The organism is Amycolatopsis sp. NPDC001319, assembly GCF_042896185.1.
In the GTDB taxonomy this organism is placed as follows: domain Bacteria; phylum Actinomycetota; class Actinomycetes; order Mycobacteriales; family Pseudonocardiaceae; genus Amycolatopsis.
Genome location: NZ_JBIAWY010000008.1, coordinates 17,285 through 43,046, shown reverse-complemented (window position 1 = coordinate 43,046; position 25,762 = coordinate 17,285). Strand labels below are relative to the sequence as shown.

The 25,762-nt window shown below is 72.3% G+C and carries 22 protein-coding genes and 1 pseudogene; 5 read left to right on the top strand and 18 right to left on the bottom strand.

The window, feature by feature from the left end; translation table 11 throughout:
- Nucleotides 1-560: 560 nt before the first annotated feature.
- The 6 genes from ACFY1H_RS29025 to ACFY1H_RS29000 form a co-directional block, all read right to left on the bottom strand.
- Nucleotides 561-905 (bottom strand): RNA polymerase-binding protein RbpA, encoded by a 345-nt coding sequence (locus tag ACFY1H_RS29025; protein ID WP_220238699.1) that lies wholly within the window; start codon nt 903-905, stop codon nt 561-563.
- A 95-nt stretch (nt 906-1,000) separates the two neighbouring features.
- Nucleotides 1,001-1,231: a preprotein translocase subunit SecG gene (secG, locus tag ACFY1H_RS29020; protein ID WP_220238698.1), complete on the bottom strand. Its 231-nt coding sequence runs from the start codon at nt 1,229-1,231 to the stop codon at nt 1,001-1,003.
- 118 nt (nt 1,232-1,349) lie between these two features.
- The gene (tpiA, locus tag ACFY1H_RS29015; protein WP_386951462.1) at nt 1,350-2,135 is read right to left on the bottom strand and encodes a triose-phosphate isomerase; all 786 of its coding nucleotides are present in this window, start codon (nt 2,133-2,135) and stop codon (nt 1,350-1,352) included.
- Entirely contained in the window at nt 2,135-3,349 is a 1,215-nt protein-coding gene (locus ACFY1H_RS29010) for a phosphoglycerate kinase (protein WP_386951459.1), read from the bottom strand. Before ACFY1H_RS29010 ends, tpiA begins: the two co-directional genes overlap by 1 nt.
- Nucleotides 3,350-3,354: 5 nt before the next feature.
- A complete protein-coding gene (gene gap, locus ACFY1H_RS29005; protein WP_326833958.1) occupies nt 3,355-4,359 on the bottom strand; it encodes a type I glyceraldehyde-3-phosphate dehydrogenase in 1,005 nt (334 codons plus the stop codon).
- Nucleotides 4,360-5,551: 1,192 nt separating this feature from the next.
- Entirely contained in the window at nt 5,552-6,727 is a 1,176-nt protein-coding gene (locus ACFY1H_RS29000) for a winged helix DNA-binding domain-containing protein (protein WP_386951456.1), read from the bottom strand.
- Between the two features lie 72 nt (nt 6,728-6,799).
- On the opposite strand from ACFY1H_RS29000, the gene ACFY1H_RS28995 reads away from it, so the two are divergent.
- Nucleotides 6,800-7,444: a LysE family translocator gene (locus ACFY1H_RS28995; protein WP_386951453.1), complete on the top strand. Its 645-nt coding sequence runs from the start codon at nt 6,800-6,802 to the stop codon at nt 7,442-7,444.
- Here the strand turns inward: ACFY1H_RS28995 and ACFY1H_RS28990 are convergent.
- Genes ACFY1H_RS28990 through ACFY1H_RS28975 form a run of 4 tightly spaced genes read right to left on the bottom strand, consistent with a single transcriptional unit; the run spans nt 7,441 to nt 15,050 of the window.
- Entirely contained in the window at nt 7,441-8,250 is an 810-nt protein-coding gene (locus ACFY1H_RS28990; protein WP_386951450.1) for a TIGR03620 family F420-dependent LLM class oxidoreductase, read from the bottom strand. The two genes, ACFY1H_RS28995 and ACFY1H_RS28990, sit on opposite strands and share 4 nt — an antisense overlap.
- A gap of 38 nt (nt 8,251-8,288) precedes the next feature.
- The gene (locus tag ACFY1H_RS28985) at nt 8,289-12,764 is read right to left on the bottom strand and encodes a hypothetical protein (protein WP_386951447.1); all 4,476 of its coding nucleotides are present in this window, start codon (nt 12,762-12,764) and stop codon (nt 8,289-8,291) included.
- Nucleotides 12,765-12,774: 10 nt separating this feature from the next.
- The gene (locus tag ACFY1H_RS28980; RefSeq protein WP_220238690.1) at nt 12,775-13,578 is read right to left on the bottom strand and encodes a hypothetical protein; all 804 of its coding nucleotides are present in this window, start codon (nt 13,576-13,578) and stop codon (nt 12,775-12,777) included.
- Nucleotides 13,578-15,050 (bottom strand): hypothetical protein, encoded by a 1,473-nt coding sequence (locus ACFY1H_RS28975; RefSeq protein ID WP_366583339.1) that lies wholly within the window; start codon nt 15,048-15,050, stop codon nt 13,578-13,580. Before ACFY1H_RS28975 ends, ACFY1H_RS28980 begins: the two co-directional genes overlap by 1 nt.
- A 77-nt stretch (nt 15,051-15,127) precedes the next feature.
- Between ACFY1H_RS28975 and ACFY1H_RS28970 the strand changes: the two genes are divergently transcribed.
- Nucleotides 15,128-15,565 (top strand): PPOX class F420-dependent oxidoreductase, encoded by a 438-nt coding sequence (locus ACFY1H_RS28970; RefSeq protein WP_366583276.1) that lies wholly within the window; start codon nt 15,128-15,130, stop codon nt 15,563-15,565.
- Nucleotides 15,566-16,222: 657 nt separating this feature from the next.
- On the opposite strand, the gene ACFY1H_RS28965 is transcribed toward ACFY1H_RS28970, so the two are convergent.
- The gene (locus ACFY1H_RS28965) at nt 16,223-16,831 is read right to left on the bottom strand and encodes a TetR/AcrR family transcriptional regulator (protein ID WP_366583275.1); all 609 of its coding nucleotides are present in this window, start codon (nt 16,829-16,831) and stop codon (nt 16,223-16,225) included.
- A 69-nt stretch (nt 16,832-16,900) separates the two neighbouring features.
- On the opposite strand from ACFY1H_RS28965, the gene ACFY1H_RS28960 reads away from it, so the two are divergent.
- Entirely contained in the window at nt 16,901-17,860 is a 960-nt protein-coding gene (locus tag ACFY1H_RS28960) for a sterol desaturase family protein (protein WP_366583274.1), read from the top strand.
- A gap of 54 nt (nt 17,861-17,914) precedes the next feature.
- Here ACFY1H_RS28960 and ACFY1H_RS28955 read toward each other — a convergent pair.
- The 3 genes and pseudogenes from ACFY1H_RS28955 to ACFY1H_RS28945 form a co-directional block, all read right to left on the bottom strand.
- A pseudogene (locus ACFY1H_RS28955) lies at nt 17,915-18,082 on the bottom strand (hypothetical protein); the annotation flags it as partial.
- 226 nt (nt 18,083-18,308) lie between these two features.
- Nucleotides 18,309-18,680 carry a hypothetical protein gene (locus tag ACFY1H_RS28950; RefSeq protein ID WP_386951443.1) on the bottom strand — a complete coding sequence of 124 codons (372 nt, stop codon included), beginning with the start codon at nt 18,678-18,680 and terminating at the stop codon, nt 18,309-18,311.
- Nucleotides 18,677-18,928: a hypothetical protein gene (locus ACFY1H_RS28945; RefSeq protein ID WP_386951440.1), complete on the bottom strand. Its 252-nt coding sequence runs from the start codon at nt 18,926-18,928 to the stop codon at nt 18,677-18,679. Before ACFY1H_RS28945 ends, ACFY1H_RS28950 begins: the two co-directional genes overlap by 4 nt.
- A gap of 87 nt (nt 18,929-19,015) precedes the next feature.
- Here ACFY1H_RS28945 and ACFY1H_RS28940 point away from each other — a divergent pair, with 87 nt between their 5' ends.
- A complete protein-coding gene (locus ACFY1H_RS28940; protein WP_366583272.1) occupies nt 19,016-19,873 on the top strand; it encodes a hypothetical protein in 858 nt (285 codons plus the stop codon).
- Here the strand turns inward: ACFY1H_RS28940 and whiA are convergent.
- Genes whiA through uvrC form a run of 4 tightly spaced genes read right to left on the bottom strand, consistent with a single transcriptional unit; the run spans nt 19,870 to nt 24,798 of the window.
- Nucleotides 19,870-20,862, bottom strand: a complete 993-nt coding sequence (gene whiA / locus ACFY1H_RS28935; protein ID WP_285968830.1) for a DNA-binding protein WhiA — start codon at nt 20,860-20,862, stop codon at nt 19,870-19,872. The genes ACFY1H_RS28940 and whiA overlap by 4 nt on opposite strands.
- A gap of 36 nt (nt 20,863-20,898) precedes the next feature.
- Nucleotides 20,899-21,870 (bottom strand): uridine diphosphate-N-acetylglucosamine-binding protein YvcK, encoded by a 972-nt coding sequence (gene yvcK, locus ACFY1H_RS28930; RefSeq protein WP_366583338.1) that lies wholly within the window; start codon nt 21,868-21,870, stop codon nt 20,899-20,901.
- Nucleotide 21,871: 1 nt separating this feature from the next.
- Nucleotides 21,872-22,729 carry an RNase adapter RapZ gene (rapZ, locus tag ACFY1H_RS28925; protein ID WP_285974707.1) on the bottom strand — a complete coding sequence of 286 codons (858 nt, stop codon included), beginning with the start codon at nt 22,727-22,729 and terminating at the stop codon, nt 21,872-21,874.
- Nucleotides 22,730-22,779: 50 nt separating this feature from the next.
- On the bottom strand, nt 22,780-24,798 hold the full coding sequence (gene uvrC, locus ACFY1H_RS28920; RefSeq protein ID WP_386951435.1) for an excinuclease ABC subunit UvrC: 2,019 nt from the start codon (nt 24,796-24,798) through the stop codon (nt 22,780-22,782).
- 208 nt (nt 24,799-25,006) lie between these two features.
- Between uvrC and ACFY1H_RS28915 the strand changes: the two genes are divergently transcribed.
- Complete coding sequence (locus tag ACFY1H_RS28915) at nt 25,007-25,723, top strand: S1 family peptidase (protein WP_386951432.1); 717 nt, start codon at nt 25,007-25,009, stop codon at nt 25,721-25,723.
- Nucleotides 25,724-25,762: the final 39 nt, after the last annotated feature.

Here is a 25,762-nt window from a genome sequence, read left to right as displayed (position 1 = left end):
GGCAACAACGCCTTCAGCGGGAACCCGCTCCACCCTGCGACGTACGGCCGGCGACGGCCTCACCCAGCCGCGGCTCGGGCGCTCCGCGGGATTTTGCCCCCAGGCCTCACATCTAGAGAAACCCCTCGCCCTCCCAAGGGGCTGCCCATGTCCGTTCTATCGAGCACTCCGACGAGAACCGGCCAAAGGTCACTGAGGGGCCGATTTGTGCACAACTCGGGCATAGTGTGGATTACTGGCGCTTATGACCCAGAGGCTTTGCCTGAGAAGGGGATCCGCCTGCTCCACCGCAGCCGGGCGCACCAGACGTCTTCGCCGCAAACCCAGCCGCACCGGACGCGGACGCACCACAGCCAGGCGCACCGCACTCTGCCGCGCCCACGCGAGCCCGCACCGCACACAACCCGCGCCGCAGAAAGCCGCGGCCGAGGCAAGCCGCGGTCAAGGCCGGCGAACTGCACCACCCGTCGCCGGCGTGCCGGAAAAGCCCCGGAAACGCGAAAACCACCGGCCAGAGCCGAACCGAATCGGCCTGGTCGGTGGTCTCCGACGGGGAAAAGCTAGATCAGTTCGCGGCGCTGGCGCAGACGCTCGAGGGCCTCGGCGAGGATCGCTTCGCCGTCGGCGTCGCTGCGGCGCTCCTTGACGTACGCGAGGTGCGTTTTGTAGGGCTCGGTGCGGGGCGCGGCGGGCGGGTTCTGCTCGTCCTGTCCGCCGGGCAGACCGCAGCGCGGGCAGTCCCACTCGTCGGGGATTTCGGCCTCCATCGCGAACGACGGGCGGGCCTCGTGGCCGTTTGCGCACCAGTAGGAGATCCGGCGCCGCGGCGCCGACTCACCCCGCTCCGATTCGCCCGAAGGACCGGCACCCACCCGGGTGCCTCGAATCGCGTTACCGCCAACCATGAATCCTCACACCTAGGAATCGGCGGCGCGCCCCCCAATAGGCACGCCGATGCACACGGAGCCCCTGACTCGCCGGCCCCGAGCGGGGAGTCCGGTCAGACCTTGAGCAGCAGGCCGAGGCCCACGATGCTGATCAGCCAGATGGCACCCAGCAGCAGGGTGATCCGGTCGAGGTTCTTCTCGGCCACGCTCGAGCCCGAGAGGCTGGACTGCATACCGCCGCCGAACAGCGACGACAGACCGCCACCCCGGCCGCGGTGGAGCAGCACCGCCACGACCAGCAGCACGCTGGAGACGATCAACAGAATTTGCAGGAACAGCTTCATGTCATCCTCTGTGCTCATCGGAGAATGCAGGGGTACGGCTCGAATATCACCGTACCCCTGGACTCGTCCACTGCTGTGTGACGGACCGGATACACAGGTTACCCGGTAGTGGCCTCGATCAGGGCAGGGGGCCACCCGCCGCGAGTGCGCAGAGTTTGGTGAACTCGTCACCGTCGAGACTCGCGCCACCCACGAGAGCACCGTCGATGTTCTCGCAGGCCACCAGCTCGCCCACGTTGCCCGACTTCACCGAACCGCCGTAAAGCACCCGAACGGCCGAAGCGACCTCGTCGCCGTACTTCTCCGCCAGCACCGTGCGGATGGTCTTGCAGACCTCCTCGGCGTCGGCGGGTGTCGCCACCTTGCCGGTGCCGATGGCCCACACCGGCTCGTACGCCACGACGACGTCCTTGACCTGCTCGGCCTTGAGCCCCTTGAGGCCCTCGATGAGCTGGTTCGTCGCGTGCGCGTGGTGCTCGCCGGCCTCGCGGACCTCGAGCTTCTCGCCGACGCACAGGATCGGCGTGATCCCGTGCTTGACGGCCGCGCGCACCTTCTTGTTGACCAGCTCGTCGGTCTCGGCGTGGTATTCGCGCCGCTCCGAGTGGCCGATGGCGACGAAGGTGCAGCCCAGCTTCGCGAGCATCGGGCCCGACACCTCACCGGTGTAGGCACCGGAGTCGTGCGGGGACACGTCCTGCGCGCCGTAGGTGAGCGACAGCTTGTCGCCGTCGGTGAGGGTCTGCACGCTGCGGATGTCCGTGAACGGCGGCAGCACCGCCACGTCCACCTTCGCGTAGTACTTCTCCGGCAGCGCGAAGGCGATCTTCTGAACCAAGGCGATGGCCTCGAGGTGGTTCAGGTTCATCTTCCAGTTGCCGACGATCAACGGCTTCCGTGCCACTAGTGCTTCTCCTCCAACGCCGAGACGCCGGGCAGTTCCTTGTCCTCCAGGTACTCCAGGGAGGCGCCGCCACCCGTGGAGATGTGGGAGAAACCGTCCTCGGGCAGGCCCAGCTGCCGCACCGCGGCGGCGGAGTCGCCGCCGCCGACCACGGTGAACGCGTCGCTCTTCACGAGCGCCTCGGCCACGGCACGGGTGCCGCCCGAGAACGCCTCGAACTCGAACACGCCCATCGGGCCGTTCCAGAACACGGTGGCCGCGTCGGCCAGCTTGCTCGCGAACAGCTCGCGCGAGGCCGGGCCGATGTCGAGGCCCTGGCGGTCGGCCGGGATCGCCGTGGCCGCGACGACCTCGTTCTCGGCGTCGGCCGCGAACTCGGTGGCCGCCAGCACGTCGACCGGCAGCACGAGCTCGACGCCGCGCTTCTGCGCTTCGGCGAGGAAGCCCGACACCTGGTCGAGCTGGTCGGCCTGCAGCAGCGACTGGCCCACCTCGTGGCCCTGGGCCTTGAGGAAGGTGTAGGCCATGCCGCCGCCGATGAGCAGGCGGTCGACCTTCGTCAGCAGGTTGGCGATCACGCCGAGCTTGTCCGACACCTTCGCGCCGCCGAGCACCACCACGTAGGGGCGCTTGACGTCGTCGGTGAGCTTCTTCAGCACGTCGAGCTCGGCCAGCACGAGGCCACCGGCGTAGGCCGGCAGCACCGCGGCGATCTCGTAGACCGAGGCCTGCTTGCGGTGCACCACGCCGAACCCGTCGGACACGAACGCCCCGCCGGGGACGAGCGCGGCCAGCTCGGCGGCCAGCTCGGAGCGGTCCACGGCGTCCTTGCTGGTCTCGCGCGCGTCGAAGCGCACGTTCTCCAGCAGCGCGACGCCGCCGTCGGCGAGCCCGCCGACGAGCGCCTTGGCCGAGTCGCCCACGAGGTCACCGGCGAGCGGGACCTCGGTGCCGAGCAGCTCACCGAGCCGCTTCGCGACGGGCGCGAGCGTGTACTTCGGGTCGGGCTCGCCCTTGGGGCGGCCCAGGTGCGCCGTGACGACGACCTTGGCGCCCGCGCCGGCGAGCTTCTCGATCGTCGGCAGGGCCGCGCGGACGCGGCCGTCGTCGGTGATCCGGTCCCCGTCGAGCGGGACGTTCAGGTCGCTGCGCACGAGTACGTAGCGGCCGTGAACGCCTTCGCTCAGCAGGTTTTCGAGGTTCTTGACCGTCATCGGGTTCAGGAGAGCTTCGAACCGACGAGCTTGACCAGGTCGGCCAGGCGGTTGGAGTAGCCCCACTCGTTGTCGTACCAGCCGACGACCTTGACCTGGTTGCCGATGACCTTGGTCAGCGGCGCGTCGTAGATGCAGGACGCCGGGTCGGTGACGATGTCGGCCGACACGATCGGGTCCTCGTTGTAGCGCAGGTAACCCGACAGCGGGCCCTCGGCGGCGGCCTTGTACGCGGCGTTGACCTCTTCCAGCGTCGCCGACTTGGTCAGCGTGACGGTGAGGTCGGTGGCCGAGCCGGTCGGCACCGGGACGCGCAGCGCGTAACCGTCGAGCTTGCCCTGCAGCTCCGGCAGCACCAGGCCGATGGCCTTCGCGGCACCGGTCGAGGTCGGCACGATGTTCAGCGCGGCGGCGCGGGCGCGGCGCAGGTCCTTGTGCGGCGCGTCCTGCAGGTTCTGGTCCTGCGTGTACGCGTGGATGGTGGTCATCAGGCCCTGCTCGATGCCGAACGCGTCCTGCAGGACCTTGGCCAGCGGACCGAGGCAGTTGGTGGTGCAGGAGGCGTTGGAGATGATGACCTGCGAGCCGTCGTACTTGTCGTCGTTGACGCCCAGCACGATGGTCAGGTCCTCACCCTTGGCGGGCGCGGAGATGATGACCTTCTTGGCGCCGCCGGCGATGTGGGCCTTCGCGGCGTCGGCGTTGGTGAAGAAGCCCGTCGACTCGACGACGACGTCCACGCCCAGGTCGCCCCACGGCAGGTTCGCCGGGTCGCGCTCCGCCAGGGCCTTGATGGTCTTGCCGTCGACGACGATGCCGTCGTCGCTCAGGCTGACCTCGCCCGGGAAGCGGCCCAGGATGGAGTCGTACTTGAGCAGGTGGGCCATCGTCGCGACGTCGCCGAGGTCGTTGAACGCGACGACCTCGATGTCGTGACCGCTCGCCTTCACGGCGCGGAAGAAGTTGCGGCCGATCCGGCCGAAGCCGTTGACACCTACGCGAACGGTCACTGCTGCCACTCCTCTTGTTTTTCGAACCGGGGCCCACGCCCCGGAAGACTTCCGGGCTCGGCGCAACCCTAGCGTGCGGGCGCGGTCGACCCTGACTGCCCCGACGAGACTTCCACCACTGCGCCGAACCGTCAAGAATCGATTAAGAAGCCAGCTCACGAGCTTGCGACAGGTAATCCGGCGGTGTCACAGGAGGGGTGCGGACCAGTCGCTTGATCGGTCTTGGTGCCGTGGTTCACGCGGCGGCCTGAGGGGTTTGTGGAGTCCGGAAGGTCGGGATCGAGGTGGGGCGGGCCGGGCGCGTGGTGAGCGAGACACGCGGGGGCCGCCCCCTGGCGGTGGGTGTCAGGTGAGTGGGCGGGTCACCTAGGCACGGGTCGGCGTTGCGTCGGTCCGGAGGGCGGCGGGTCGCGCTGGAATCCGGGGGCTGCGGCCAGCCGACTCCGCCAGTGCCGACCGCCGGGCCCACCGCTCGCGGGCGCTTCACGGCACGACCAGCCACGCCGGTGGCCATGCCCGCACACAGCGGGCCGAGCCGGGAAACCGGGCGCCGCGGCCAGCGGGCTCAACCGCCGCCGACGCCTGGGCCCCTGACTGTCCGGCACTTCACGAGGCGACCGGCCGCTCCGGAGCCAATGCCCGAACACAGCCGGCCCGCCGAAAACCCGGCGCCGACGCCCAGGAACCTGGCTGTCCGGTACTTCACGAGGCGACCCGCCTCGCCAGCGGAAAACGGCCGAACGCGGCGGGTCGCGCTGGAGTCCGGAGGCCTGCGGCACGCCGACTCAGCAAGTGCCGATCGTCGGGCCCACCGCTCGCTGACACTTCACGAGGCGACCAGCCGCGCCGGTGGCCACGCCCGCGCACAGCGGGCCGCGCCGGAAACCCGGCGTCGCGGCCAGCCGACTCAGCAAGTGCCGATCGTCGGGCCCGCCGTCGCGGGCACTTCACGAGGCGACCAGCCACGCCGGTGGCCACGCCCGCGCACAGCGGGCCGCGCCGGAAACCCGGCGTCGCGGCCAGTCGGCTCAGCAAGTGCCGACCGCCAGGCCCGCCGTCGCGGGCACTTCGCGAGACGACCCGCCGCGCCGGTGGCCACGCCCGCACACAGCGGGCCGCGCCGGAAACCGGGCGTCGCGGCCGGCCACGTCGGTGGCGACGCGTGAGCGGCCGGGGCTGATCGGCAGCGTGGTCAGGTGGACAGGTCGCGTTCGGCTGGGGTGCGGAACTTCGGGATCACCCGGGTCTCCCCCAGCCACGTCGTCAGGCGGGCGGCTTCGGCTTCCAGGGCGGCCGCGCGGTCGGCGCCGACGTCTTCCAGGAGGCGGAGCGCGACCTCGCCGGTGGGACGTTGGGCCCAGGCGCCGACGACGCGGCCGTCGCACCAGGCGGTGGGGCCGATGTTGCCGCTGCGGTCGAAGAGGGCGGGGCGGTGGGGGCCGAGGTACCAGTCGCGGGTGGACCAGCCCATGGGTGTCGGGTCGAGGGCGGGCAGGAGGGCGACCCAGGGGGCCGGTTCGGGGACGGGGTCGAGGTCGTCGGCCAGTACGACGCCGGGTTCGCCGTCGAGGTCCACCTCGGCGGGGGCGACGGCGGCGAGGGCCTGTTTGGTCTGGGCGGCCGTCCAGCCGGTCCACCAGCGCAGGTCGGCGACGGGTGCCGGGCCGAAGGCGTGCAGCCAGCGTCGCGCGAGTTCGGCGCGGGCGTCGGCGGGCGGGATCGGGGGCAGGCCGCCGGGAAGCCAGCCGTCGAGCGGGGCCCAGTGGTACTGCGTGCTGAGCCAGCTGCCGCGCGGGCGCCCGCGCACGATGCGGCCGTCGACGGCGAGCTGGAAGAGCACGCGACTGGTGACGTTGCCGATCGCCGCGTACGGCTTGCCCTTGGCCATGTGAAGCTGCTGGCGCAGGCGCGGTTCGTCGTCGACCAGGTCCTGCGCCGTCGCGGATCCCCTGGCGCGCAAGGCTTTCTCGACGCTCGCGGCGACGTCGGCGAGCCAGCCCGGCGGATCCTCGACGTTGGTGGGGTGCCCGACCGTGCCGAGGTGCTGTTCGAGCAGTTTCCGTTGTTTCACCGCGATATCGCTCGCACAACCGGCCTGGACGAGCGCCGCCGTGGCCACGTCGGCGACGAACATCGTGCGGCGCATGCCCAACAGCCGCACCAACGTCCGGTCCTCGTACAGCGCGCGCTCGACATCGGCCACGCCGACGTCCGGCACCCGCGCCCACGCCGCGAAGAACACCGACGCCGGGTCGGTCGCGTGCAGGGCGACGACCCCGGCGGCGGCCTCCTCGACGGTGGCCGCGGGCGCGGCGAGGTGGTGGCGCACGCCGAGCCGGGCGCGGCGCTGCGCGAGGGAGATCTTCACGGGTTCGTTGTACCAGCGGGGTCCGACAACAACGTCTCGTCCCGGCCCGGCAGCGCGTTCTACGCTCGGGAGATGGTCACGCCTGCGCACTTCGCGGCCTTCGCCGCCCTGACGTTCCTCATGGTCGTGGTCCCCGGGCCCAGCGTGCTGTTCACCATCAGCCGCGCGCTCACCGTGGGCCGCCGCGACGCGCTGCTCACGGTGCTCGGCAACGCCACCGGCGTCTACACGCAGGTGGTGGCCATCGCGTTCGGGCTCGGCGCGGTCGTCACGACGTCCGCGGCCGTGTTCACCGCGATCAAGCTCGCGGGCGCGCTCTACCTCGTCTACCTGGGCGTGCAGGCGATCCGCAAACGCCGCAAGCTCGCCGACGCCATGGCCGCCGCCGTGCGCACCACCCCGGGCCGCACCTTGACCGTGCTGCGCGACGGCTTCATCGTCGGCTTCGCGAACCCCAAGTCCATCGTCTTCCTGGCCGCGCTGCTCCCCCAGTTCGTCGACCCGGCCGCCGGCTCCGTGCCCGCGCAGATGCTGCTGCTCGGCCTTTGCCTGCCGGTGATCGCGCTCGCGTCGGACACCGCGTGGGCCCTGGTCGCCGGCACGGCCCGCACGTGGTTCGCCCGCTCGCCCCGCCGCCTCGAACTCGTCGGCGGCACCGGCGGCCTGGTGATGATCGGCCTCGGCGCGACGCTCGCGTTCACCGGCCGCAGGGACTAACCCAGCGCGGCCACCAGGTCGCCGTGCCACGAGGTGGGCAGGCCGTCCGGCGAGACCACCACCTGGTCGGCACCCGCGGCCAGGTATTCGCGCAGGCGGGTCACCACCGTGTCGAAAGAGCCGTGGACGGTGACGCCGTCGACGAGGCGGCCGGAGAGGTCGGTGACGTCCGCGTCGGTGAAGCCCATGCGGCGGAAGTTGGCGGCGTAGCCGGGGACGCCGGCCAGGAAGCGCAGTGAGCCGCCGCGCAGGGTGTCGCGGGCGCGGGCCGGGTCGGGATCCGCGGTGACGGTGACCAGCACCGCGAGGCGGGTGTCCGGGCCGAGGAGTGCGCGTGCCGAGGCGACGTAGTCCGGCGTGACGAGGAACGGGTACGCGGCCGAGGCCCGGTCGCGGGCCAGTTCGAGCATGCGGGGGCCCAGGGCGGACAGCACGCGCTGCGAGGCGGGGACCGCGGGGTCCAGCTCGTCGAGGTACGCCGAGAGCGTCGCGAGGGGGCGGGGGCCGTGGGCGCCGCCGAGGCCGGGGAGCCAGCGGCCGGGGTGTGTGGCCGCCAGTGAGCGGTACGTCGCGGCCACGTCGGCGGCCGGGACGCGGTCCACGGAGAGGATCCCGTTGACGACGGTGATCCGCCGCGTCGCGCGGACGAGCTCGGGGACGAGCGCCAGGTTGTCGCCTTGGCCGCCCGGCACCCACAAGGTGGCGTAGCCGAGTTCCTCCAGCCGCACGGCGGCGTCGACCGCGGCGGCCGAGTCCGTGGTGTCGAACGCGGGTGTCGCGGCGCCCAGTGGGCCCAGTTCGCTCATGCCGGGGGCAACTCCCGCGCCCCCGGCGGTGTTCCGCGTCACGCGGGCTGTTCGTCCACAGCGGAATCCTCGGCCGGCTCCGCGGCGGCCTCGACCTTCGCGAACATCCGCGTCGCCGAGAGCCGGGCGACGCCGTCCGGCTCGCCGAGGTCCTCCAGGGAGTTGCGGATGGTCGAGTCCACCGACAGGTACTTGCGCCCGGCGCGCAGATCGGCGTCGTTGCGCAGGCGGACGATCAGCGGGAACTCCGCGAGCGCGCCGGCGTCGAACAGGCCCGTCGTGTAGATCAGCTGCACGCCCAGCGCCTCCGCGACGGCACGCTGCAGCTCCAGGAGGTAACCCGCCGACGCGCGGCCGATCGGGTTGTCCAGGAACAGCACGCCGGAGTGGCGGTTGCGGGCCTTGCCGCGGTTGTTCGCGCGCAGCGCCGCGAGCGTGCAGTACAGGATGATCGCGGCGGTCAGCTGCTGGCCGCCGGAGAACACGTCGCGGATCTCGGACACGCGCTGGCGTTCGGTGCGCAGCACGGAGTCGGGCTTGAGCATGTCGACGCGGAACCCCTTGGGCGCGGCCACCTGCACGCCGCGCAGCACCAGGGAAAGGCCGTCGCGCTTCACGTCGCGGCCGTCGGCCGTCTTGCCCACCGCGGCCTCGTCCACGACCTCGCCGAGCTTCTCGGCCAGCACGTTGTCCTCGAGCTCGGTGAAGCGGATGCGCAGGAACTCCTGGCCCGACCAGTCGCCGAGGCCGTCGGGCAGCCGTGACACGCGCTGGGCCGAGCGCAGGGTGCGCAGCGCGCCGTCGACCATGCCCTGCAGGCGCGTGATGATGCCGCCGCGGTGCCGGTCGATCTGGGCGAGGTCGTCGGTCAGCGTGCGCAGCCGCGGCCGCAGCGCTTCGGCCCACTCCGCCGCGTGGCCGGGCAGCTGGTCGCGTTTCACCGCGATCACCTGCTGGCGCACGGGCGTGCTCAGCTTCTCGAACCGCTTCTCCGTGGCGTACTGCGCCAGCTGGTCGGCCGCCGCGCGCACCCGGCGGTCGCCCGCGTCGGCGGCTTCCTGCGCGGTCGTCAGCACGGTGTTGAGCTGAGAATGCTTGCTGCGGGCCGATTCCACGTCACCGTCGTAGGCCTCGGCTGGGTCCTCCGGCAGCAGGTGCGCGAGCGATTCGCCGAGCAGCCCGAAGCCGGAGGCCGACGCCTTCGCCGCGTCCAGCGTCGCCTCCGCCGCCGCGCGCCGCTCCTGCAGTTCTTCCCACGTGCGGGCCGCCGCCGAGACCTCCAGCGAAGCGGCGTCGATCAGCTCCAGGCCGTGCTCGATGTCGCGCGGCCGCTCGGCGGGCGAGGCCGCGCCCGTCTGCAGCGGCAGCACGTCCAGCTCCGCCCGCCGCGTGGACACCTGCCCGATCGCCTCGGTGCGGTCCTCCTCCACGGCGTCGACGACGCGGCGCGCGCGGGCCAACGCGGCCGCGCGAGCCGAAGCGTCGGAGCCGTCCGGCGTCTCCAGCAGCTCCGCCGCCCGCGTGCGCACGGCTTCGTCCAGCGCCTCGAGCGCCGAGCCCGCCGCGGCTTCCGCCGACTCGGCCTGTTCCAGCTCCGCGCGCAGGTCGCTGCCGACTTCCACCTTCGCGTAGGCCTCCGAGGCCGACGCGAAGGTCCGCCGCAACGCGTCCACGGGTTCGGCCGGCGCCTCGGCGTCCTCGGTCACCTCCGCCGCGCCCGGGACCTCGGCCAGCTCGGAGCGTGCGGTGGTCGCCGTGCGGCGGTGCCCGTCGGCGGTCCGCTGCTCCTCCCCCGCCTGCTCGCGCAGCCGCGCCGCGCGAGCCGCCGCGTCGGCCGCCGTGGTCCCCGCGCGCTCGGCGATCTCCGTGGCCCGCTCCACTTCTTCGGTCCACTCGGCGACCCGCGTGGCCCGGGTCGTGAGCTCGCCCAGCTTGCGCGCCTTCTCCTCGGCCTCCGTCACGGCCACGCGCAGCGCCGGCACGCGCTCGCGCAGCGCCGCCGCCTTTTCGCTCAGCCGCGCGAACTCCGCCTCCGCCTGCCCCAGCGCCGTCTGCGCGGTTTCCCTTGCCACACGAGCACTTTCGGCCTGCTCCGCGAGCGTGGCGATCGCGCCGGCCGGGTAGTCCTCGCGCCAGGTCGTGAGCTTCCACGTGAGCGCGCCGTCGGTGGCGAGCGCACCGGCCAGCTGTTCCAGCCGCCGCTGGCGTTCGGCGTGCCGCAGCGCCACGGCCTCGCGTTCGGTGTCGGCCGCTTCCTCGTCGTACATCGCCGGGTTCGGCGGCACGAGGAACTCCACGCCCGCCGCGGCCTCGCCGTCGTCGCGCTGGAACGCCTCGGTGGTGCCCACCGCGATCACCGCGCTGGGCAGCAACCGCCCGGCCGCCAGCACCTCACGCGCCCGCGGCACCTGCGCGGCGTCGTTCAGCAGCACGCCCGCGACGAGCTGCGGCAGGCGCTCCAGCACGTCGGCGCGGCGGCCGGCGTCCAGTTTGGACAGGTAACGCCAGCCGGACCACGCCGTGATCCCGGCTTCCTCCAAGGCGTCCAGGGCTGCCTGAACGTCGTGCGGCGGCGGGAGCAGGCCGCCGGAGCCGAGCGCCGCCAGCGCGCGCTCGTCGGCCGACTCCTCCATCCGCAGCGCCGTCTGCTCCTTCTCGACGGCCGCGCTCGCCTCTCGAAGGCGTTGCAGCAGCACGGGGAGGTCGCTTTCGAGGCGCACGTCGTCGGCGCCGAGCAGCTCGACGAGCCGGGGTTCCACCGCGAGCGCGTCCGTCCGCCGGTGCGCCCGGTCGAGGTCTTCCGCAGCGCGCACCAGACGGTCCTGAGTGGACCCGGCGAGCTGGTTCGCCTCGTTCACGGCCCGTTGCGCCGCCTGCAGATCCTCGGCCGCGCGGTCGAGCTCCTGCTCACGGCGGCCCAGCTCCGCGGCCGACTCGTCGGCGTGAGCTCGGGCCGCGCGCGAAGCCTCCGCGACGTCCGCGCCGGCCGTCAACAGTCCACTTCGGACGGACGTCGAGATTTCCTCACGCAGCTCCGCGATCCGCGACGACAGCCCCCGCGCCTCGGCCCGGCGAGACGCCGCCAGGTTCGCGGCCTCGTCCCGATCGGCCTGCGCCTTCTCCGCCTCCGCGCGCAACGCGTCCGCGTGAGCCTCGGCCTTGTCCGCCTGCCGCTGCGCGTCGCGGGCCAGCGCCGTCAGACCACGCGCCAGCGCCGACGCCGCGGAGTTGCGTGCCGCCAGCGCGGGCTTCGCCTTCTCCTCGCGGTTGCCGACGAGCTCACGCAGGTCCTTCGCCTTGCGGGAGGCGTTCAGCTGGTTCAGGACGGTCGCGGTCTCGCGCCACGCCTCGGCCGCCGTCTTCGCGTCGGCCAGCTCGGCGTCCACGCGCTGGCGCGCTTCCTGCGCCTCCTCCAGCCGCAGCACGGCGACGAGCCGGCGCAGCTCCGTCACCCCCGCGGCGAGCCGGCGGTGGTCACCCTCGGCCAGCTTCTCGGCCGACTTCACCTCGTCGACGTGTTCTTCGAGCCCCGAAAGCCGCGCGTTCTCCAGCTCGTTGCGCGCGTGGATGCGGCCGGCAAGCTCACGCAGGTCCGCGCGGGCCGACTCGGCGATCCGGCGCGACGCGGCGGCCACGCCCTCCTCGTCGGCGAGCGGGCCGAGCAGTTCGAGCGCGCCCTCCACGAAGTCCTTCTCCGCCAGCAGGTCGCCGCGCTGCGCGAGGTTGTGCGCATACGTCGACACGACCTCGGCGAGGTCCTTCGGCTCGTCCTCCGACAGCACGGCGCGCAGCAGGAACTCCACGAACGCCTCGTCGGTGGAGAACTGAAACGCGTCGGCCGCCTCGCCCTCGCCCGCGTTCATCGCGCGCTGGTAGCGGAACAGCTCCGTGTCGAGGCCGAGCGAGTCGAGCCGGCCGGTCCACTCGTGGTGGCGGCGCGTCCACGACAGCTCCAGCTCCGGCTCGGCCATCGCGGCCGCGGCGATCCGGTCGTGGAAGCCGGACATCGTGAGCAGCCGGCCGTCCTCGGTCAGCGGCAGCGAGTCGAGGCCCAGCTCCTGCGTGGGACGGAAGCAGTACCAGGAGTCCACGAGGTTCTCCGAGTCCGCCGACGTCACGTGCCCGCGCCACTCCGAGACCTTGCCGGTGATCACGCGGTGCCCGGTCTCCACGTGCAGCCACTCCAGGGCCACGTGCGAGACGTCCTTGGCCGCCACGAACTTCTCCAGCACCTTCGTGCTCGTGGTCCCGACCACCTGGCGGCGGCCGGGCAGCATCACGGAGAAGATCAGCTTGATCAGCACCGACTTGCCGCCGCCGTTCTCCAGGAACAGCACGCTCGCGGGCGAAGGCCGGCGCACCGGTCCCCCGGCGTGGATGCCGGCGCTGAACAACGCGTCCTGCTTCGGCGCGGTGATGGTGGCGCCGACGCCGCTGAAGTCCAGCACCACGTCCTGGTAGCGGGCGCCCGCGGGGCCCACCGAGTGCAGGCGGACCCGCGAAAGCTCGTACATCGAATCCCCTCTACTGCAACGTGTCCGAAGAGGCCGCGCGCAGCGTTCCCCCCGCGCTCGCGACCGCGACGACGTCGAGCGCGAGCAGGTCGTCGAACGCCGCGTCGGCGGCCAGCTCGCGCACCTGGATCTGGTACCGCGGCGTGGTGCGGTAGGTGCCGCCCTGCTCGTCGCTCACCGGCACCAGGAAGCCCTGGTCGGCCAGGAACCGCAGGGCGCGCGCGACCATGCCCCGGGTGGTGTCGGCGGCCATGCGGCCGTCCTTCGTGGCCGCCGCGGCCGGGCGCCGGGCGTAGGCGCGCCACGCCTGCTCCAGCTCCGGCGCGTCGGCCAGCGGGTCGTTGTTGGCCTCGGCCTGCTGCGCGCGCTCGTCGAGCATGCGCGCGGCCTCGCGGACCATCGCGTCGACCTGCTCCACGCTCACGCGGCCGATGTAGGTGTCGTTGGCGAGGTCGTCGGGCCGCGGGTAGGCCAGCGCGGCGGCGGCGAGGTGGATGAGGCCGTGGATGACCTTCTCCGTCTCGCGGCGTTCGCGGATCTTGGCCTGGCGTGCGTAGCTGTCCATCTTGATCTCGAAGATCGACTCGTCCACGGCAGCCAGCACCGCGCCCGCCTGCTGGTTGACCTCCAGCACCATCAGCCCCAGGCCCGACGCGACGGCGTGGGTCAGGGCCTTGAACGCGTTGTCCTCGGCGTAGCGGCGCACCAGCTCGCCGTAGACGACGTCGCGGGCGGGCAGCTGCTTCGGGCGCATGCCGAACGCGACGAGGCGCGCGGCGGCCTCGGCGTCGACGCTCGTGTGGGTCACGGGCATCAGGCGACCTCCTCGCTCTCTTCGGCAGGTTCTTCGGCGCGCTCGACCTCGGCGGTGGACAGCAGCAGGTCGGCACCGCCGAACTCGGGGTCGTCCAGCAGCGTGCCGTCGTCGACGGCCAGCAGCACGTGGCGTTCCCCCTGGCGGCGCGCGGCGCCGATCTCGGGACTGTAGGCGTGCAGGGCGCGCAGCGCGACCAGGGTGGCCAGACCGGGTTGCTTCGTGCGGCGCGCGTCCTCCAGCAGACCCGACAGGCGGCGCGGCACGTCGGGCAGGTCGAGCAGGTCGTCGGCGAGGCGCCACACGTCGTCGCCGAAGCGGTCGGTGTCCTCGGCCGGCATCAGCTCGGGCTCGGGGATCTCGCCGACGAGCTGGTCGCGTTCCGGCGCGGGCCGCAGCAGCAGCGAGACGAGCGAGGACAACGCGGGCACCACCGGCGGCGTGATGCCGGCGACCGCGTGGAAGAAGTGCTCGGCGGGCGCGACGGCGTCGGCCAGTGGCAGACCGAGCGTCGGGACGAGCAGCTGGCCGAACAGGTCGATCGTCGCGCGCTGCGGCGGACCCGAGAACTGCTGGCGGTCCTGCTCGGCGCGGAACACGGCGCCGGCGGCGGCCAGGCGCGACTGCAGCCGCGTGTGGCGGCGGATGCAGTCGGCGACGATGTCGACGAGCTCGGCCGCGCGCCGCTTGTGGTCGGGCTCTTCGGATTCATCTCGTGCGGTGGTGATGTTCTTGAGGATCGCGTTCTCCGCGCGGAAGCGGGATTCGATGTGCCCTAGCGCCGAGTCGATCAGGTCCGGCACCTCGAGCTCCCAGTCGACGGCGCGCACGTCGCGGCGCGTGGCGTCGAGCTTGGCGCGCAGGGTCTCGCCGTACTGCACGGTGCGGTAGCGCGCCTGCTCGGCCGCGAGCTTCGCGTCGGCGAGCCGGCCGCGGTTGATCAGGTTCTCGAGCTTCACCTCGGCCGCGATCTGGGCCGACTCGACGTCGGTGTCCAGCGCTCCGACGAGCACGTTGATGGCCTCGTCGGTGGCGCGCAGGTAGACCTCGCCGTCGGGCGCGGCCAGCTCGACGAGCAGCTTGAAGTCGAACTGGCGGCGTTGGTAGCCGCCGGGGCCCATCGAGCCGTAGACGCGCCGGAAGCCGCGGTCGGTGGTGCCGACGTTGATGAGGTTGTCCAGCACCCACTTCGCGACGCGCACGTGCTCCTCGGGCGTGCGCGAAGGTGCCTGCTGCGCGATGAACGGCAGCAAGCGGTCGATGACCCGGTCGTGGCCCGCGCCGGTGTCGAAGTCCATCGCGATGGTGACCTGGTCGATCGTGTGCAGCGCGATCTCGGCCATCTGGTAGATCGTCGCGTCGGCCCAGTCGAGCTTGGCCTTGCGCGCGTCGAGGTCGTGCAGCGGCGCGGTGCACGCGAGCGCCTTCAGCCGGCGGGTCAGCCCCTCGTCGGCCAGGCCCGCGAACCCCATGTCGTCGTCTCGCACAGCAGGCCAGGCTAGTCGGCCTGCTCAGGCGCCCGCACACGCGGACGGCTAGCGTGACCCACATGCGTGAGATGAGCAGGGCCGAGTGGTGGGCGTTCGCGACCGAGGGCACGCGGACGGGGATGCTGGGGATCGTGCGCGCCAACGGTGCCCCGATCGTCACGCCGATCTGGTTTCTGCTGAACGAGGGCCCCGACGGTGACGAAATCGTGTTCACCACGGGCACGGACACGCTGAAGGGCAAGGCACTGCGGCGCGACCCGCGGCTGTCGCTGGCGGTCGACGACCAGAAGCCGCCGTATTCCTACGTGCAGTTCACCGCCGAGGCGACGCTGCACCACGACCTCGACGAGATGCTCGACTGGGCGACCCGGCTCGGCGGCCGTTACATGGGCGCGGACCAGGCCGAGGCGTACGGCAAGCGCAACGCCGTGCCGGAGGAATCGCTCGTTCGGGCGAAGATCACGAAGGTGATCGCGCGGGCGGACATCGCGGGCTGAACGAGTCCGCGCCGCGCGGCGAGCCGAATGTCGTCCTGGTGCCGGACGTGACCCGGGAGTCGGTCGCGCGCCGGTGGTCGGCTCGCACGCCCCGGTGACCTGGACTGGTTGCTGTGGTTCGACCCCGGTGTGCGCCGGCCGAGCCACACTGCGCCCGCCGGACGTGGATCGGCGAGCGAGCGGGCGGTGGCGGAACCGGGCCGTCGCGGAGATTCGCCTGGCTGCTCGGCTGATCCCGGCGCTGGGGAGCTGCCGCGGTTGACGGACGGTGATCGAGCGGTCCGGTATTGACACCACCCCGTCCGGGATGGTGTCATTTCCGTAATAGATAGGAAAGTTTCCTAACTATCAACCTCGATCAGTCCCCGACCCCGCCCCCGGCACCTCTCCGCTCCGCCCTCCCGGCCGCACTGCCGCCGCCGGATCCCCTGTCCCGCAGGGGTTCCCCCGGCGCGGCGGCCTTCGGCGGCGCGTGCTCGTGCCGGAACCCAGGACTGCGCCAGGGGTGACCGGAGCGGCGCCGGTCACCCCTGGCGCACACCAGCGCCGTCGCCTTCCCGGCGGCGCGCACCCCGGACCGCGGCCGGGACGACCGGAGCGGCGCCGGTCGTCCCGGCCGCGCCGGCGTTTCGAGCACGTATGTCCACAGCGGACACTTCACCAGCCGAAGAGCGCCGCCATCATGCGCGCGCAGCGGTCGGTCATCGCCGCGGCGGTCTCGGCCGGGCGGTCGATCCACCAGCTGATCAGCGAGTCCACGACACCGGTCCAGATGTGGGCCAGGGCCTCCACGTCCAGCGCGTCCGACAGCCCGTGCGAGCCCAGCAGCTGGCCGGCACCGACGAGGGCGAACGCGTCGAGCCGTTCGCGGTAGTCGCCGGCCGCGGCGGCGATGTCGCCCGCCGCGGGGACCGTCGGGTCGCGCAGGAGCTTCCAGGCGTAGCGGTCGTGGTCGAAGGTCGCGAAGATCGCCGCCAGGACCGCGAGCGGCATGCGCTCCGGGTCGCCGCCGGCCGCCATGGTCTCGGCCACGCCCTCCGTCAGCCGGTCGCCCGCGCGGTGCAGGCACGCGAGGTACAGCCCGTCCTTCGAGCCGAAGTACTGGTACAGCAAGGGTTTCGTGACGCCCACGCGGCGCGCGATCTCCACCATCGACGCGCCCGCGTACCCCGCCCGGCCGAACTCTTCGGTGCCCGCCGCGAGGATCTGCGACTCGCGCTCGCCGCGCGGCACACCCTTCGTCCCGACGGCCCTTGACCCTGTCACGGGGTTGAGCCTACCGTAAGTGACCCTTGGGTAAGTTACCTCGGAGTTAGTTCCGTGGGAGGAGACGACGTGGCCGACTTCCTGGCGCACCTGCGTGACCCGGTGCTCTACGCGATCCCGGTGTTCCTGCTGTTCGTGGCCGTCGAGATCGTCGCCGTGCACGTGCTCGGCCACGATGACGACGTGGTCGGCTACAGCCCGGCCGACACCCGGACGAGCATGCTGATGGGCACTGTCGCGCTCGGCGTGAACGCGCTGTTCCGGCTCGTGATGCTCGTCGTCTTCGCCGTGTTCTTCGAGCTGGCGCCGGTGAAGTTCGACCCGCGCGACTGGTGGACGTGGGTGCTCATGCTGCTGGGCCAGGAGCTCGTGTTCTACGCCTACCACCGCGCGAGCCACCGCGTGCGGCTGCTGTGGGCCGGGCACCAGGTGCACCACTCCAGCGAGCACTACAACTTCTCGACGGCGCTGCGGCAGAAGTGGACCCCGTACTTCCAGCTGCCGTTCTGGTCCGTGCTCGCGCTGTGCGGGATCCCGCCGTGGATGATCCTCACCGGCCTGTCGATCGACCTCGTGTACCAGTTCTTCGTGCACACGGAGAAGGTGCGGAAGCTGCCGCGCTGGTTCGAGTACGTCTTCAACACCCCCTCGCACCACCGCGTCCACCACGGCAGCGACGCCGAGTACCTCGACGCGAACTACGGCGGCATCCTGATCGTCTGGGACCGGCTGTTCCGCAGCTTCGTCCCCGAGGGCAAGCGGCCGACCTACGGGCTGACCACCAACATCGGGACCTACAACCTGCTGAAGGTCGGCTTCCACGAGTACGGCTCGATCCTGCGGGACCTTCGCGGTGCGGCTTCGTGGCGGGACCGGGTGGGGTATGTGTTCGGCCCGCCGGGCTGGTCACCCGAGCAACTTCGCGACGAGCCGCGCAAGCCCCAGGGCACCCGCCGCGTCGTCGGCCCGGCGGGCAATGACGAACAGCGGACCGGTCCGGTCCAGGGCCACGCCGTCGCTGGTCAGTAGGTGATCGGCGACGAGCATCGCCAACCGGCCGTTGCCGTCGGCAAACGGGTGGAAGAAGCACACGTCGAGGTACGCCCGCGCGACCCGGCCCGGCAGCGGAGTGTGGTCGTGGGCTTCGGCGAGACGGGCTTCGAACTCCGCGGGCGTGGTGGGCCCGTAGCGTTCCCGGCCGCCCTTGGCGAACGCCGCCGTGGTGCGGAACGCGGTCGGCTCGCCGAGCACGATTTCGTGCCAGGCAGCCAGAATCTCGACGGTGAGGCGCCGTCCGACGTCCGCCCGCGACCTCGCGAGCGCGGCTGCCAACCGCTCGGCGCGCTCCTCGCTCCGGCGACGAACGGTGGTGCCGACGAACTCGGCCACGCCGTCCCGGCCGCCGGTTTTCGGTGACGCGTCGGGAACCTCGGCCCACGGGACGCTCGCGCGGACGGTGAGCCAGGTCCGCAGATCGTCACGCACCGGGCGCGGCCGCGGCGATCCGCCGCGCGAGCGCGGCGACCTCGCTTTCGGCGGGCGCGCACCAGCTCTCGAACCGGCCGCCGAGGGCTTGCTCGACGAGCTGCGGGTCGGCGATCCCCTGGTCGGCCAGGAACCAGTCCAGGACCTGCGCGCAGTGCCGGTACCACGCGTCGCCGGCTTCGGTGCGGTCCACGACTTCCTCCACGAGCGCGGGCACCGCCCGTTCCCACGCGGCGAGCCGCTCTCCGGCGGGACCGACCGGCAGCGCGTGCGTGGCGAACAGGTCGACGAGCCGTTCGAGCCAGTCGCGCCATTCCCTCAGCGCGGTGAGAGCGCGGGTGGCCGTCTCGGCCGGGGTGGTCACGGAATCCGTGACACAGCACCAAGAAGCCACCGGGCCGCCGCCGAAGTCGCTTTCGCGCGGCCCCAGGCCCAGCCGCGCGTCCACGGGCCGATGCGGCGGTCGAGCGCGGCCAGGACGCCTTCGGTCCAGTCGTCGTCCCAGGGGACGGCGGCGATGACCGCGGCGGCCGCGGCGGCGTCGAAGGGGTGCGCTCGGGGGTCCACCTCGGCCCAGGTGAGGCCGGCGGGAAAGTAGTCGTACAGCGACATGAGGAGTCGAGCATCGCGCACGGTCGTGGTGCGCCGCAACCGAATTACGCAGGTCAAATCGGTTGCGCCGCATGGTGTTCTGGAAGGGTGACCGAACCGAACCGCCCGCATCGCTGGGATCTCGTGCGCCCGGACCAGCTCGGGAGTCTGCCCACCGGGGCGCCCGTGTTGTGGTTCCTGGACGAGCTCACGGCGTGCGCGGCGAAGGTGCTGGCGCGCAGTGAGGACGGGGACCTCTTCTTCGTCGGGCGGTCGGCCGACAGCGTGTACGACCTGTTGAGCGGGGCGCTCACCGACCGCAGCCGGCTGCGGTTGCTGCCGTTGTCATTGCGCATGGTCGGTGGCACGGACCCGCTCGCGGGTGCGGAAGCGGCGCAGCTGCGGGCGAACCTCACCGACGCCGGGCTCTCCCCCGCCGCGCTCGCGGGTGGCGGGGCGCCGGTGGTGTTCACCGACCTGGTGCACTCGGGCAGCACGTTCCGGACGCTCGTGCACCTGCTGCGAACCTGGGCCGCGGATGAAGACGTCGCGTGGGTGGAAGTTCGGCGCAGGATGCGGTTCCTCGGCATCACGTGGCGTTACGACACGAGCCCCAAGACCTGGCGCTGGCACCAGCACGCGGACTGGACCGCCGAGCTGCCCGCGAGCGCCGTCCGCAACGTCTCCCTCGACGGCGACGTCTGGGCGTACTTCGGCAATACGCAACCGAAGCTCACGCGGTCGTTCTCGCGCGAGAAATGGGGCGCCGAGGACGCCCGCGCGCCCCGCCACGACGACAAGACCCGCGAGGCCCTCGCCGAAGCGCTGGCCGTCGTCGCGGCCGGTCGCACACCCGAAGTGCGCGACCGGCTGGTGCACGGCATCGTGAAGGAACCGGCGATCGCGCGGCCGTGGCTGCGCGCGCTCGTCACCGAGCTGAAACTGCCGGCCCCGAGAAGGCCTTAAGCCTCCTCGTCCTCCAGCATCTCCGGCGTCACCGCGGACTCCGTGTCCGGGATGTTCAGGTCCTTCGCCCGCTTGTCCGCCATCGCGAGCAGACGCCGGATGCGGCCGGCGACCGCGTCCTTCGTCATCTGCGGGTCGGACAGCTGGCCGAGCTCCTCCAGCGACGCCTGCCGGTTGGACAGCCGCAGCTTGCCGGCCGCCAGCAGGTGATCGGGCGCGGTGTCGCCGAGGATGTCGAGGGCCCGTTCGACCCGGGCGGCCGCCGCGACGGCCGCGCGGGCCGAGCGGCGGAGGTTGGCGTCGTCGAAGTTGGCGAGGCGGTTGGCGGTCGCGCGGACCTCGCGGCGCATCCGCCGTTCCTCCCACTGCAGCACGCTCGCGTGAGCGCCGAGGCGCGTCAGCAGCGCGCCGATGGCGTCGCCGTCGCGCACCACGACCCGGTCGGCGCCGCGGACCTCACGCGACTTCGCCTGGATGCCCATGCGCCGGGCCGCGCCGACGAGAGCCAGCGCCGCTTCCGGGCCCGGGCACGTGACTTCCAGCGACGACGAGCGGCCGGGTTCCGTCAGCGAACCGTGGGCCAGGAACGCACCGCGCCAGGCGGCTTCCGCGTCGGCGACGCCGCCGGACACCACGGCCGCGGGCAGGCCGCGCACCGGCCGCCCGCGCTGGTCGATCAGCCCGGTCTGGCGGGCGAGGCCTTCGCCGTCCTTCACCACGCGCACGACGTACCGCGTGCCCTTGCGCAGGCCGCCGCTGGCGGTGATCACGTGCACGTCGGACTGGTGGCCGTAGAGCTCGTGGATCTCCTTGCGCAGCCGCCGGGCCACGGAACCCGTGTCGAGCTCGGCCTCCACCACCACGCGACCGGCCACGATGTGCAGCCCGCCGGCGAAGCGAAGCAGTGACGCGACCTCCGCCCGGCGTGGCCCGATCTTCGTGATCTCGAGCCTGCTCAGTTCGTCCTTCACCGCGGCGGTCATCGCCATGTACTGCCCCTCCTGCCTTCCGCTGCGCGCCCGCCGTCAGCCACGGTGCCCGCTGTGTCCCCCATCGAGGCCGAGAGCCTCTCGCATGCACCGGGCGAGCGCATCAGGATCATGCCGTCCCTCCACGACCGGGTCGGCCACCGCCCCCAAATGGGCGCGGCCACCCAGCCGCTGCGCCGCCCGGCGCAGACTTGCCGGGTCCGGCACGGAATCGCGGTCCGCGATCACGGCGTCGACCCGCAGCGCGGGGGCGTGCTCGAAGAGTACGTCCAGATGCCGCTCCGGGGAGAACCCGGCAGTTTCCCCCGGCTGGGGGACAAGGTTGAGGACCACCACCTTGGTGGCCTTCGTGCGCACGAGCGCGTCGTACAGATCCGGCACGAGCACGTGCGGCAGCACGCTGGTGAACCACGAGCCCGGCCCCAGGAACACCACGTCGGCGCCGAGCACGGCCTCGATGGCCTCCGGACAGCCCTGCGGCGGCCGCGCCTGACGTCCGACCGGGTGCAGGCTGATGCGGTGCACCTGGCCCGGGGTGCTCGCCACGGCGACCTGGCCGCGGATCCGGCGGACGGCGCCCGGGTCCTCGCTGTCGAGGCCGCTCACCTCGGCCTCGATCTCCAGCGGCTCCGGGGACATCGGCAGCACCCGTCCGGAAATCCCCGTCAGGCGGCTCGCCTCGTCGAGCGCCGCCACGGGATCACCGAGCACCTCGAACAGGCCGGCCAGCAGCAGGTTGCCCACCGCGTGGCCGGCCAGCGCGCCGTCGCCCCCGAAGCGGTGCTGGAAGACCTCGGCCCAGAGCGTGCCGCCGTCTTCGGCCGCGAACGCCGCGAAGGCCTGTCGCAGGTCGCCCGGAGGCAGGAGACCCAGCTCGCGCCGCAGCCGCCCGGACGAGCCACCGTCGTCGGCGACGGTGACCACCGCCGTGACCTCCCGGGTGACCCGCCGCAACGCGGTGAGCGTCGCGTGCAGGCCGTGTCCACCGCCGAGCGCGACCGCGCGCACGTCACTCACGGCCAAGGTCGCGGTGCACCACCTTCACGGCCATTCCGTCCTCCTTGGACAGTCGGTGCGCGAGCTCTTCCGAGATCGCGACGCTGCGGTGCTTCCCGCCCGTGCAGCCGACGGCGAGGGTGAGGTACCGCTTGCCCTCGCGCTTGTAGCCGGCGCCGATGAGCCGCAGCAGCTGGTGGTAGCGGTCGAGGAATTCCTCCGCGCCTTCCTGCGACAGCACGTAGTTGCGGACCTCGCCGTCGAGCCCGGTGTGCTCGCGCAGCTCCGGGATCCAGAACGGGTTCGGCAGGAACCGCACGTCCATCACCAGGTCGGAGTCCATCGGCAGGCCGTACTTGTAGCCGAACGACAGCACGGTCACCCGCGTCTGCGTGCTCGCCTCGGAGCCGAAGGCGTCCTCGATCTTCGCCCGCAGGTCGTGCACCGACAGCGCCGACGTGTCGAGCACCAGGTCGGCTTCCTCGCGCAGCGGCGCGAGCAGCTTGCGCTCGGCGGTGATGCCGTCGGCGAGCCGCCCGTCGCCCTGCATCGGGTGGCCGCGGCGGACGGCCTCGAAGCGGCGCACCAGCACCGCGTCGGTGGCCTCCAGAAACAGCACGCGCGGCTTGTACCCGCGCGCGTCGAGGTCCTTGATCACCGAGGCCAGGTCGTCGGTGAACGCGCGCGAACGCACGTCCATCACCACGGCCACCTTGGTGATCGCGCCGCGCGCCTGCGCGCCCAGCTCGACCATGGTGGCGATGAGCTCCGGCGGCAGGTTGTCCACGACGAACCAGCCCAGGTCCTCCAGGCACTTCGCCGCGGTGGAGCGGCCCGCTCCCGAGAGGCCGCTGACGACGGCGACCTCCATCCCGGTTCCCCGGTTGTCCTCTTGCGCACTCACGATGGTTCCTTCCCCGATCACGACCCCTTGTCCCCTCCCGAGCCGGCACCGGTCTCCCCGGCCAGTGCCGCCACCACGGCCTCCGCGGTGCGCCTGCCGAAGCCGGGCACCGCCTCGATCTCCTCGACCCTGGCTTGCTTGAGCTTCTTCACCGAGCCGAAGTGCTTGATCAGCGCGGTGCGCCGAGCCTGCCCCAGCCCGGGCACACTGTCCAATTCGGACGCCGACAGCCGCTTGGACCGCTTCTCGCGGTGGTAGCGGATGGCGAAGCGGTGGGCCTCGTCGCGCAGGCGCTGCAACAGGTACAGCGCTTCGGACGTGCGCGGCAGGATCACCGGGTCGGGGTCGGCGGGCAGCCAGACCTCCTCCAGCCGCTTCGCGAGCCCCACCACCGCGATGTCGGTGATCCCCAGCTCCGCCAGCACGTCGGCCGCCGCCGTGGCCTGCGGGCCGGCGCCGTCGACCACGAGCAGGTTGGGCGGGTAGGCGAACTTGCGCGGCCGGCCCGTCTCCGGGTCGATGCCCGGGCGGGCGGGTTCGATCGCCTCGCCGTTCGGTTCGCCGCCATCGCCGTCACCGCTGACGGTTTCGGCCGGGCCGTCCTCGGCGGTTTCCTTGAGGTAGCGGTGGAACCGGCGGCGCACGACCTCCGCGATCGACGCGACGTCGCCCTCTTCCGCCGCCTCGCGCAAGGCGAACCGGCGGTACTCGGACTTGCGCGCGAGCCCGTCTTCGAAGACCACGAGCGACGCGACCACGTCGCTGCCCTGGATGTGGCTGATGTCGATGCACTCGATGCGCAGCGGCGCGCTGTCGAGCGCGAGGAAGTCCTGCAGTTCCTGCAACGCCGCCGACCGCGCGGTGAGGTCGCCGGCGCGGCGCAGCTTGTGCTGGGTGAACGCTTCGGCCGCGTTGCGCTCCACCGTCTCGGCGAGCGCCTTCTTGTCGCCGCGCTGGGCCACACGCACCCGCACCCGCGAGCCGCGCATGCCCGAGAGCCACTCCCCCAGCGCTTCCGCGTCGGCGGGCAGCTCGGGCACGAGCACCTCGCGCGGCACGACCGGGCCGCTGTCGACGCCGTCGCGCGCCGCGCGGTCGGACTCCTCGCCGTAGAACTGCGTGATGAACTGGTCGACGAGGTCCGGCACGGCCATTTCCTCGGCCTTGTCGATGACCCAGCCGCGCTGCCCGCGCACGCGCCCGCCGCGCACGTGGAAGACCTGCACGGCGGCTTCCAGCTCGTCGTGGGCGAAGGCGACGACGTCGGCGTCGGTCCCGTCGCCGAACACCACCGCCTGCTTCTCCATCGCGCGGCGAAGCGCGCCCAGGTCGTCTCGCAGCCGCGCCGCGCGTTCGAACTCCAGCTCCTCCGACGCCGCGGACATCTCCTGTTCGAGGCGCCGGATCATCGCGTCGGTGCGGCCGGCGAGGAAGTCGCAGAAGTCCTCGACGATCCCGCGGTGCTCGTCGGCGCTGACCCGCCCGACGCACGGCGCCGAGCACTTGTCGATGTAACCGAGCAGGCACGGCCGCCCGATCTGGCCGTGGCGGCGGAACACGCCGGCGGAGCACGTGCGCGCCGGGAAGACGCGCAGCAGCAGGTCGAGCGTCTCGCGGATCGCCCACGCGTGGGAGTACGGCCCGAAGTAGCGCACGCCCTTCTTGCGCGCCCCACGGTAGACGTGCAGGCGCGGGAACTCCTCGTTCAACGTCACCGCGAGCACCGGGTAGCTCTTGTCGTCGCGGTAGCGGACGTTGAACCGCGGGTCGAACTCCTTGATCCAGTTGTACTCGAGCTGCAGCGCCTCGACCTCGGTGGTGACCACGGTCCACTCGACGCTCGCGGCCGTGGTGACCATCTGGCGCGTGCGCGGGTGCAGGCCCATGAGGTCGGCGAAGTAGGAGTTCAGCCTGCTGCGCAGGCTCTTGGCCTTGCCGACGTAGATGACCCGCTTGGCGGCGTCGCGGAACTTGTACACGCCAGGGGCGTCCGGGATGCTCCCCGGCGAGGGACGGTAGGTGGTCGGGTCAGCCACGTCCCAAGCCTATGGCGCGGCCCCGACAAGTTTGCGAGGCCCCGGTGCACAGGGGACGTCGAGTGCCCGGCCGGTGCCCCGAACCCGACGGAAGTCGGGTGATCCGGGCAGAAGCGACGTTCGTCGGTTCCCGGCCGGGTGACGCGCTGATTACCGTCCGTTCCAGCCGAAACCCGGCTCTTCCGGTCCCCACCGAGAGGAACATCCCGTGAGCAGAACCCGAATCGCCGGCGCCGTCACCGCCGTCGCGGTCGCGTGCACCCTGGCCGGCGGCACCGCCGCCACCGCGCAGACGAACATCGTGGGCGGCAGCACCGCGCCCGCGGTCAGCTGGGGCGCCCAGGTCTACGTCAACACCCCGGGCCGCGACTTCCAGGGCTTCAACTGCTCCGGCACGGTCGTCGCGTCGCGCTGGGTGATGACGGCCGTGCACTGCCTCGACGAAGACGGCAGCGGCATGTACGTGCGCGTGGGCACCAACACGCTCTTCGGCGGCACCAAGATCACCGTCGACCGCGAGGAGGAGTCACCCAACGGCGACATCGCCCTCCTGCACCTCGCCCAGGCCACCTCCGCCACGCCGATCACCCTCGGCAGCACCGACCCGGCCACCGGCAGCACCAACCAGCTCTACGGCTGGGGCCGCACGACCCCGACCGGCCCGCCGGCGTCCGCGCTTAAGGTGACGAACGTGCAGGTCACCGGCCGCTCCACCGACGCGTTCGGCGGCCGCGCGATCCAGAGCGTCGGGATCAACGGCTCGGCCTGGAAGGGCGACTCGGGCGGGCCCGAGGTCTCCAACGGCGTGCAGGTCGGCGTCGCGTCGACCGTGCAGAACCAGAGCGGCACGAACACCCGCGGCACCAACAACTACGCGAGCGTCGCCACCAGCCGCTCGTGGATCCGCAGCACCGCGGGCGTCTGATCCGCGCCGGCCCCACCGAGCCGGGGGTGCGTGGCCGGG

Excerpts from the sequence above, each read along its gene's own strand:
- ACFY1H_RS29025 (WP_220238699.1), bottom strand. The coding sequence starts at position 905 with ATGGTTGGCGGTAACGCGATTCGAGGCACCCGGGTGGGTGCCGGTCCT.
- secG (WP_220238698.1), bottom strand. The coding sequence starts at position 1,231 with ATGAAGCTGTTCCTGCAAATTCTGTTGATCGTCTCCAGCGTGCTGCTG.
- ACFY1H_RS29010 (WP_386951459.1), bottom strand. The coding sequence starts at position 3,349 with ATGACGGTCAAGAACCTCGAAAACCTGCTGAGCGAAGGCGTTCACGGC.
- ACFY1H_RS28995 (WP_386951453.1), top strand. The coding sequence starts at position 6,800 with ATGGTCACGCCTGCGCACTTCGCGGCCTTCGCCGCCCTGACGTTCCTC.
- ACFY1H_RS28990 (WP_386951450.1), bottom strand. The coding sequence starts at position 8,250 with ATGAGCGAACTGGGCCCACTGGGCGCCGCGACACCCGCGTTCGACACC.
- ACFY1H_RS28985 (WP_386951447.1), bottom strand. The coding sequence starts at position 12,764 with ATGTACGAGCTTTCGCGGGTCCGCCTGCACTCGGTGGGCCCCGCGGGC.
- ACFY1H_RS28980 (WP_220238690.1), bottom strand. The coding sequence starts at position 13,578 with ATGCCCGTGACCCACACGAGCGTCGACGCCGAGGCCGCCGCGCGCCTC.
- ACFY1H_RS28975 (WP_366583339.1), bottom strand. The coding sequence starts at position 15,050 with ATGGGGTTCGCGGGCCTGGCCGACGAGGGGCTGACCCGCCGGCTGAAG.
- ACFY1H_RS28970 (WP_366583276.1), top strand. The coding sequence starts at position 15,128 with ATGCGTGAGATGAGCAGGGCCGAGTGGTGGGCGTTCGCGACCGAGGGC.
- ACFY1H_RS28945 (WP_386951440.1), bottom strand. The coding sequence starts at position 18,928 with ATGTCGCTGTACGACTACTTTCCCGCCGGCCTCACCTGGGCCGAGGTG.
- whiA (WP_285968830.1), bottom strand. The coding sequence starts at position 20,862 with ATGGCGATGACCGCCGCGGTGAAGGACGAACTGAGCAGGCTCGAGATC.
- rapZ (WP_285974707.1), bottom strand. The coding sequence starts at position 22,729 with ATGGAGGTCGCCGTCGTCAGCGGCCTCTCGGGAGCGGGCCGCTCCACC.